Origin of the sequence: Corynebacterium sp. KPL2830 (genome assembly GCF_040225635.1) — a bacterium.
In the GTDB taxonomy this organism is placed as follows: domain Bacteria; phylum Actinomycetota; class Actinomycetes; order Mycobacteriales; family Mycobacteriaceae; genus Corynebacterium.
This window is the reverse complement of the sequence record NZ_JBEHFR010000019.1, coordinates 41,584-48,831: the sequence shown is the minus strand read 5'-3', so window position 1 is coordinate 48,831 and position 7,248 is coordinate 41,584. Positions and strand designations below refer to the sequence as shown.

At 59.6% G+C, this 7,248-nt stretch carries 7 protein-coding genes; 3 read left to right on the top strand and 4 right to left on the bottom strand.

Features of this window, described 5'->3' with window-relative positions:
- Positions 1 to 710, bottom strand: a 710-nt coding sequence (locus tag ABRP87_RS07935) for a fructose PTS transporter subunit IIA (RefSeq protein ID WP_349868269.1), incomplete at its 3' end; no start/stop codon positions are given.
- A gap of 18 nt (positions 711 to 728) precedes the next feature.
- A complete protein-coding gene (locus ABRP87_RS07930) occupies positions 729 to 1,691 on the bottom strand; it encodes a 1-phosphofructokinase family hexose kinase (RefSeq protein ID WP_349868268.1) in 963 nt (320 codons plus the stop codon).
- A gap of 210 nt (positions 1,692 to 1,901) precedes the next feature.
- On the opposite strand from ABRP87_RS07930, the gene ptsP reads away from it, so the two are divergent.
- The gene (ptsP, locus tag ABRP87_RS07925; RefSeq protein ID WP_349868267.1) at positions 1,902 to 3,590 is read left to right on the top strand and encodes a phosphoenolpyruvate--protein phosphotransferase; all 1,689 of its coding nucleotides are present in this window, start codon (positions 1,902 to 1,904) and stop codon (positions 3,588 to 3,590) included.
- 79 nt (positions 3,591 to 3,669) lie between these two features.
- Here the strand turns inward: ptsP and sugR are convergent, their stop codons facing one another.
- Both sugR and lexA read right to left on the bottom strand, forming a co-directional pair.
- Positions 3,670 to 4,452 (bottom strand): transcriptional regulator SugR, encoded by a 783-nt coding sequence (gene sugR, locus ABRP87_RS07920; RefSeq protein WP_023022711.1) that lies wholly within the window; start codon positions 4,450 to 4,452, stop codon positions 3,670 to 3,672.
- Positions 4,453 to 4,935: 483 nt separating this feature from the next.
- Positions 4,936 to 5,646: a transcriptional repressor LexA gene (gene lexA, locus ABRP87_RS07915; RefSeq protein ID WP_023022709.1), complete on the bottom strand. Its 711-nt coding sequence runs from the start codon at positions 5,644 to 5,646 to the stop codon at positions 4,936 to 4,938.
- Between the two features lie 251 nt (positions 5,647 to 5,897).
- On the opposite strand from lexA, the gene ABRP87_RS07910 reads away from it, so the two are divergent.
- Positions 5,898 to 6,302: a hypothetical protein gene (locus tag ABRP87_RS07910; RefSeq protein WP_349868266.1), complete on the top strand. Its 405-nt coding sequence runs from the start codon at positions 5,898 to 5,900 to the stop codon at positions 6,300 to 6,302.
- A 205-nt stretch (positions 6,303 to 6,507) separates the two neighbouring features.
- Positions 6,508 to 6,966 carry a transcriptional regulator NrdR gene (nrdR, locus tag ABRP87_RS07905; protein ID WP_023022704.1) on the top strand — a complete coding sequence of 153 codons (459 nt, stop codon included), beginning with the start codon at positions 6,508 to 6,510 and terminating at the stop codon, positions 6,964 to 6,966.
- The last annotated feature ends 282 nt before the right edge of the window (positions 6,967 to 7,248 follow it).

The window sequence follows — 7,248 nt, the reverse complement described above, 5'->3', positions numbered from 1 at the left end:
GCGTCGATGGTGGACTGCGAGACCGATTCATTATTGGACGAGCCCTGGGTTTCGACGGTGAGATCGACGTCGTCGCGCTCGCCGGCAGTTTGGGTGAGGGCATCGGCAGCCATGTAAGTGTGCGCGATGCCGGTTGGGCAGGCCGTGATGGCAACGATGCGGGTAGCTTGCGCCGAAGCACCCGCGCTTGCCGATGCCCCTTCCGCAGCCCCAGCTGCAGCCTCCGCGGTGTCCTGCTTTTTCTTCTTCGGCTTTTCCGCGTTGACGACGGCTAGGATTTCCTTGACGATTTCTTCCTTCGTCGACGCGGTGCGCAGGGCCTCTAAAAAGTCCTTGCGGACGAGGGCGCGGGCGAGCTTGGAAAGAATCTGCAGGTGGGCCTTGCCACCGCCGGCGGGGGCGGCGATGAGGAAGACCAACTGGGCATCGCCGTCGGGGCCGGAAAAATCCACGCCGCGGGAAAGTCGGGCGAAAGCTAGGGCCGGCTCGGTGACGGCCTCGGAACGGCAGTGGGGGATGGCCACGCCACCTGGCACGCCGGTGCCGGCCTTGGCCTCGCGGTCGATGGCGGGCTGGGCGAGGCCTGCGACCTCGGTTGCGCGCCCGGTATCGTGCACCAAAGTGGCGAGGTTGGTGATAACGGAATCGACGCTATCGCCAAAGTCAGCGTCAAGCGCGACGAGTTCTGTGGTGATGAGATCGGATGCCATGATGGAAGGCTCCTTTAGCTATAGAGCGGAGATGGAGGTATGGGCGGTATCGAGTTCTTCGGGACTGGGGAATTGGGTGCCGGGTTTTGCGGCCGCAGCGGTGCCATAAGCCACCGAGAGCGCGAGGGAATTTGCTGGCCCTTTCCCCTGCGTGTGCCCCAGTAGGTATCCGGCCAATGCGGCATCACCCGCGCCAACGGTGGATTTCACCGTGGCGGGAGGTGGGGTCGCAGCCCACGCGCCGTCTGCGGTCACCAGCACGGCGCCGGCGCCGCCGAGGGTGACGAGCACTTCCTTGATGCCGCGCCCCACGACATCCCTTGCAGCCTCCACGACTAGGCTATAGTCCCCGGCCGCAGCGGCGCGCTCGAGGGCGAGGCCATCCTGGCCGGTCAGCTGCCCCAGTTCGAAACCGTTGGGTTTAATGAGATCCGGGGCGGCGGAAGCGAGCTGCTTGGCGATGGCCTTCATCGGAGCATCAGAGGTATCGACGGCGATGCGCGCCTGCGGGGCGGCAGTGCGGATCTCCTTGATGAGGTCGGTATACCAGCCGGCGTCAACACCCTTGGGCAGCGATCCGGCAAGGGCTACCCAATCGGCGGATTGGGCATGGTGGGTAAGCGTGGAAATGAGGTGGTTTTGGGTGGCATCGGAAAGCAGCGGGCCAGGGCCGTTGACCTTGGTGGTCGTGCCATCTGGCTCGGTGATGGTGGTATTGACGCGGACGCCACCGTCCATGTCCACGTGGGCGTAGGGGAGGTGGACCTCCTGGATGAGGTTGATGAAGGGATCGGCCGCGCGGGCAGGGAAGAGGGCGAGGGTTTTTTCCCCGGCGAGGTGCACGGCGTGGGCGACGTTGACGCCTTTGCCGCCGGCAACCTGGGTAACACTGGCGGCTCGGTGGACATCGCCTGAGGTCAGTGGCTGATTGAGCGCCAGGGTGGCGTCAATGCTTGGGTTTGGGGTGAGCGTGAGGATCATCGAGAACTTATCCCTTTCGCAGAGTGCGTATATTGGGGGCCACACGCAGTCCGGTCCGGTTGGAATTCGCGCTTAAGCCCGCCGTTAATGTTTATTCTTGCCCGATTGTGTTGGAAAGTCAATAGAAACCGTGTGGCATACATTGCATTTCTGTTGGATTTGTGATGATCTGGAAATAAATAAGCCGCTATCTTCGAAGGAAGTATCGCCATGGAAAATACGCTTCAGTCCACTGTTAAAGGAACCGGCGTTGTCGCTGGAGTTGCCTATGCAGAAGCCGTATGGGTGCGCCCCCGCCCGGAGCTGCCTACTGAAGGAAGTATTGACCAAGAGGCCAGCAGCGAAGCCGAATACGATCGCTTCCTCGAGGCAGTCGATGTCGTCGCTGGCCGCTTGGAAAACCGCGCCGCAGCCGCCGAGGGCCAAGCCTCGGAAGTGCTGACGGCCACCGCCGGCATGGTCAAGGACCGCGGGTGGCACAAGGCCGTGCGCAAGAACATTCGCTCGGGCAAGAATGCCGAGTTCGCCACGGTGGGAGCCACGGATAAGTTCGTCACCATGTTTGAAGCGGCAGGCGGCGTCATGGCCGAGCGCACCACCGATCTGAAGGACGTGCGCGACCGTGTCATCGCCCAGCTGCGCGGCGAGCAGGAGCCTGGTTTGCCCATGGTGGAGGGCCAAGCGGTGCTTTTTGCCGATGACCTCGCGCCTGCCGATACCGCCACCCTGGATACCGCGCATATTCGCGCGCTCGTCACCGAGCTGGGCGGGCCTACTAGCCACACCGCGATCATCGCCCGCCAGCTCGATATTCCGTGTATCGTCGCCGTGGGAAATAAGCTGCGGGAGATCGAAAGCGGCACTCTGGTCTTCGTCGACGGTGCGCTCGGAACCGTGACGCTGGGTGCGGACGAGGAAGAATCCACCAAGGCGGTCGCGGAATACCGCGAGCGCGCCGCCCGCGTGGCCGAATGGACTGGGCCGGCGCAAACCAAGGACGGCCACCGCGTGCAGCTGTTGGCCAACGTGGCCGATGGCAACGCCGCCCGCATTGCCTCCGACTCGCAGGCAGAGGGCATTGGCCTCTACCGCACGGAGTTGTCGTTCCTGTCCGCGAGCGAGGAGCCTTCCGTTGACGAGCAGGCAAAAATTTACAAGAAGGTCTTTAACGCCTACCCTAATTTTAAGGTCGTGGTGCGCACCTTGGACGCTGGTTCCGATAAGCCGATTTCTTATGCCACGTTGTCCTCGGAAGAGAACCCGGCGTTGGGTGTGCGCGGTCTGCGCATTGCCCGCGATAACGAGTCCCTGTTAACCCGCCAGCTGGACGCCATCGCCCAGGCCGCGGAGTCCCGCGGCGGCGATGCCGAGACTTGGGTCATGGCACCGATGGTGGCGACGTCGAAGGAAGCCCAGTGGTTTGCGGAGCTGTGCCGGGAGCGCGGCCTGACCGCGGGCGCGATGATTGAGGTGCCCGCAGCCGCGCTAATGGCAGATAAGATCATGCCGCATTTAGACTTCGTGTCTATCGGCACCAATGACCTCACCCAGTACACGATGGCCGCTGACCGCCTGTCGCCGCAGCTGGCGTACCTCACTGACCCGTGGCAGCCGGCCGTGCTGCGGCTTATCCAGCACACCTGCATCGCCGGACACGAATACAACGTACCGGTTGGCGTGTGTGGTGAGGCCGCGGCCGATCCGCTATTGGCCTGCGTATTGACCGGCCTTGGCGTCAACTCCTTGTCGGCGGCGTCGACCGCAGTCGCCGGCGTTGGTGCCCAATTGGCCGAGCTGACCTTTGACCAGTGCCAACAGCTTGCCGATGCCGCCCTCAACTCCGAAGGCCCCTCCGCCGCCCGTGTCGCAGCGATGGAGCAGATAGAAAAGTTCAACTAGCGGCATAAGGTTTCGCCCTCCCTACCTCGGTTGGAAATGGCACCGGGGTAGGGAGGGCGAAGTCGTGCGCGTAATGGAGCTATTCGCTGGCGAGCACGACATCGATTTCTCGCTCGCGCAGGGCATCGACGAAGGATTCCGGTGCGCCGGAATCGGTGATGACGACATCGATATCGGCAATGGAGGCGAAGCTCACCAAGTAGTCGTTTCCCAATTTGCTGGAATCACACATGACCACGACCTTGTGGGCATTTGTGACGAAGGCGGATTTGATGGCTGCTTCTTGGGAATCGGCCGTCGACAAGCCGTGATCGAGGGTCAGGGCATTGGTGCCGATGAAGGCGACATCGGCACGCATGAGCGCCATGGTGCGCAGGGCGGTATCGCCGACGACGGCCTGGGTGATAGCGCGTACGGTGCCGCCGAGGAGCTGGACATCGGGAACACCGCTATTGGCTAGCGACAGCGCGATGGGCAGGCTATTGGAGACGATATTGAACTGCGCCTGCGGGTATTGCTGGCTAATGAGCTCGGCAAAGGTATTAATCGTGGTGCCGGCGTCCAGGAAGATGCTGCCGCCGCCAGGGGGAAGGAAATCGAGCGCGGCGTGCGCGATGGCGGCCTTGGCCCCCGATGCAGAACGCTGGCGGGTATCAAGCGTGAGCTCCGCGGTCTGGAACGCTTGCGAAGCAACGGCGCCACCGTGAACGCGGTGGACAACGCCCTCTCGATCCAGTACGGCCAAGTCGCGGCGGATGGTTTCGGCAGTCACGTCGAAACGCTCTGATAAATCGGTGACGTTGACGCGACCCTCGACAGCAGTTTGGGACGCGATTTGGCGGCGTCGCTCCTCTGCGTACACGGATCCTCCTTGCTCCTCGCCTTCGGCCGAGCGTGAACTCTATTTGCGAATGCACGCGCGCGGTGAAAGCTAAATCATGTGGGGTTTCTCCCTCCATTGTGTCAAAATTCGGCGGTAATCGGACGAAAACAAAAATCCAGATTTGTTCCGTTGTCTGGTTTGAACAAAAATTGCTGGTCAGTAAGTTCTAATTCCCCTAGATGAAAGTCGGCCCTGTTAGCGCTTTACTTACGGATCCGTTATTTTGGGGGTGCTTTATCAATAGGCCCCGCGCGCTTAAGTTGGCTTTTTGGGGCGCGCTTGCGAGGCAGAAAGGCGTGGAATGCGTTAAAACTCGAACGGCCCTGCTCCCCAAGCAAGGGAACAGGGCAGCGTACGACGTGCAAAGAGCGGGTTTCAAGAAAGCGGGCGCAGAGTGCAGGCGGCGACAAGAACTGCAGGCGAAAACTCGCGTGCGGCTTGGTTAAAGTAGCTTGCCGAGGCCTAGAGCTTGCGGAACACGGATACCACCTTTCCCATAATCTCTGCATCATCGCCGTTGATGGGCGGATAGGCATCGTTGTGCGGAAGGAGCCAAACGCCAGAGGAGTCGCGGTGGAATTCCTTGACGGTGGCCTCGGAGCCATCGAGAAGCGCGGCGACAAACTCGCCTTCCTCAGCCACTGACTGTGACCGGATGATGACCCAGTCGCCGTTGAGGATGCCGGCATCCTGCATGGAATCGCCCACAACCTGCAACATATAAAGCTCGCCTCCGCCGACGACCTCGTCTGGCATGGGGAAATACGTGTCGATATTTTCCTCTGCGGTGATCGGTGCACCGGCAGCAATGCGTCCCACGACGGGAATATAAGCTACGGCAGCGGACTCTTCAGCGCTGCGGGCAGAGGTATCGGTGGCCTCTTTAGATTTACGCCCCGGTTTCTTTTCGCCGTCGTCAGTATTGAGGTGACGCACATCGACCGCGCGTGGCTTATTAGGATCGCGGCGCAAGAAACCCTTTTCTTCAAGCTGCTTGAGCTGATAGGCCACGGACGAAGTGGATTGCAGGCCTGCGGCATCGCCGATTTCGCGGATGCTGGGTGGGTATCCGCGTAGCATCACCGCATCGCTGATGACGTTAAGGATGCGGCGTTGCCTTTCGGAAAGGGAAGCGTAATCGTTCTTTGCATTGCTTGCTTTTTTGCGGCCCATGTGCGGCTCCTAGCTAGGGGTCTGAGATTCTGCGGTCGTAGCTTGAAAAGGGACTGGGTGGCAGCTGCGTGCCATAACCCATTTGTAGCACGAAAAGTACAGGCGTTCGAGATTTGCGCCGAAAACTGGACAGGGTTTCGAAAGGGTGCTATAAATCGAACATAGAATCAATCTCGAACACAGGAGCGACATTGTGCTCCTGTCGTGTCAAGGGGCCGCTTTAGACTTATTGCGGTCGTCGAAAGGAAAAAATGTCTCAACTACTTAACTCTCGCAATAACATGGTTAAACAGCACTCGGCACGTCCACAGATCGTACCTTCAGCCGCCATCTGGGATATCGATGATCGTAGGTGGGGTGCGCAGCATCCCCGCTCTGGAATAGAAAAAATTAGGACGCTAGATTCTGAATATCGAACGAATCCTAAAGAGGATTCGAATATGTGGATTGACGAATATTCGCTGCTTAATGTGGCAAACAACGCGATTGAAAAAGACGATACACAGAGTTCACGCAAAAACTACCTGCTTGGTGCTGTGTTCGGCGCTGCGGTATTTTTTGGCACGGTCGTCGGTGGATTGATGGGCACGAGCGCTGAGGCACCGACTGAACCTGGTACTTCGGTACAGCAAGTAGAAGCAGCGATCGTTAAGTAATGCATCTAGTACTTAAGCGGGCGCTGGGAAGGCTCTAGGTTGGGCGTCTTATCTGCCATCAGCTTGCCTCCTAGGGCAGGGGTGACCTTGCTCGCTTAAGGAGGCAGGCATGCGGGCAGCACGAGTCTGGAGTAGCGGCGTCCGATTCTTGGCTTGGCCTCGGGAGTAAACTAAGCCGAGAAGCTAAATTAGCGAAAGGACTAGTGTGTACTGCCCGTTTTGCCATAACGAACAATCCCGCGTTATCGACTCTCGCGTGGTAGATGCAGGCGCATCGATACGGCGGCGTCGCGAGTGTGCTTCGTGTAAAGGGCGTTTTACCACTGTGGAAAAAGCTGTACTGCTGGTCGTTAAGAGAAATGGCCTTGCAGAACCATTTAGCCGGGATAAACTCATTCGGGGTGTCAGGCGCGCTTGCCAAGGCCGAGATGTTAGCGATGACGCCCTTAAAAAGTTGGCGCAAGAAGTTGAGGAAACCGTGCGGGGGCATGGGTCTTCACAGGTTAATGCCAACGAAATCGGGTTAGCGATCCTTGAGCCATTGCGTGACCTAGACGAGGTCGCATATCTGCGCTTCGCCTCGGTATATAAATCTTTCGAGAGCGCGGATGACTTTGAATCGGAGATTCGACTGATGCGGCGACGCGATCGCGGGGGCCTTTAAACTGCGGGGGTTTAGGGCAGGCTCGAAGCAGCTTTAACTGGGGTTTTGGGCCCATGATTTTGGTGAGGCCGCCTAATTCTGACGTCACTGGCGGCTGAGAGAACAGATTTCCTTGTTGGTGACTGGCAGCGGCTTCTTGCCGACAGTGGTGCTTGGGCGCAAGCAGTGCTTGGGCAGCAGATGTGGCTGGGCAGCAGCTTTGGCTAGCTGGTGGGGTTTGGCCGGCCAACCAGCCAGCGATGGTGGGAGCGGAGCTCCCGGCGAGTGCCGGGAATGCGGTGA

What these genes read in the sequence shown, in the direction of transcription:
- ABRP87_RS07930 (WP_349868268.1), bottom strand. Translation starts at nt 1,691, where the DNA reads ATGATCCTCACGCTCACCCCAAACCCAAGCATTGACGCCACCCTGGCG.
- ABRP87_RS07910 (WP_349868266.1), top strand. Translation starts at nt 5,898, where the DNA reads ATGTCTCAACTACTTAACTCTCGCAATAACATGGTTAAACAGCACTCG.
- ptsP (WP_349868267.1), top strand. Translation starts at nt 1,902, where the DNA reads ATGGAAAATACGCTTCAGTCCACTGTTAAAGGAACCGGCGTTGTCGCT.
- lexA (WP_023022709.1), bottom strand. Translation starts at nt 5,646, where the DNA reads ATGGGCCGCAAAAAAGCAAGCAATGCAAAGAACGATTACGCTTCCCTT.